Here is an 875-nt window from a genome sequence, read left to right on the forward strand (position 1 = left end):
CACAAGCTGTACGACCTCCTTGAGGCGGCAGGCCTTGCCAGGTCGAGCTACTACTACGCGCTGGCTCACCCCCAGCAGCCAACCAGAGTGCAGCTACGTCCCAAGGTCGCCCAGATCTTTTCGCGGACCCCCAACGGGTGCGGTCACAGGCAGGTAGCCATGTGCCTGCGTGCTGAGGAAGGGGTGCGCATTGCCGATAAGACGGTTTTGAAGATGATGCGTCAGATGGGGTTGCGCTGCGGTATACGCCGTGAGAGGGCTTACCGCAGGTACAACTCTTACAAGGGGGATGTGGGGCAAAGTTTTGAGAACGTCATCGGTCGCGATTTCAAGGCCGATGGCCCTTGGCAGAAGTTGGGTACCGATGTCACTGAGTTTAAGCTTTCCTTTGGTAAGGCCTACCTCGCGCCGGTTTATGACTTTGCTAGCAAGGAGATTGTCGCCCATTCTATCTCGATGTGCCCTAATCTTGCCCAGCAGCAAGAGATGCTTCAGGTACTCATGGATGCCAAGCCTGCAGGGGTTGAACCGATTTTGCATTCGGATATGGGGTGGCAGTATCAGCACGAGACCTACATTAGTACGCTCGCTGAGAATGGTTTTATCCAGAGTATGTCACGCAAGGGAAACTGCATCGACAATGGCGCCACTGAGCAGGTTTTCGGTCACCTGAAGGATGAGTTTTTTCGTGGCCAGGACTGGCAGACCTTTGAGAGTTTCAAGGTTGACCTTGATGCCTATATCACGCACTGGAATACGGTAAGGCGTCAAGTAAAGCTTAAGGGCCTGACTCCGGTAGAGTACCGGGTTCAGGCCCTGAGGGAAGCCGTATAGGGGTTACTATTTATAGCGTCCAAGTTTCGGGGCGCAGTTCA

The 875-nt window shown here is 54.3% G+C and carries 1 protein-coding gene; it reads left to right on the forward strand.

Annotation, left to right across the window (positions count from 1 at the left end; translation table 11 throughout):
- A partial coding sequence (locus tag HMPREF2971_RS00385) for an IS3 family transposase (protein ID WP_210398855.1) occupies window positions 1-834 on the forward strand: 834 nt, incomplete at its 5' end.
- Between the last annotated feature and the right edge of the window lie 41 nt (window positions 835-875).

It is taken from the genome of Rothia sp. HMSC066G07 (assembly GCF_001814485.1).
Taxonomy (GTDB): domain Bacteria; phylum Actinomycetota; class Actinomycetes; order Actinomycetales; family Micrococcaceae; genus Rothia.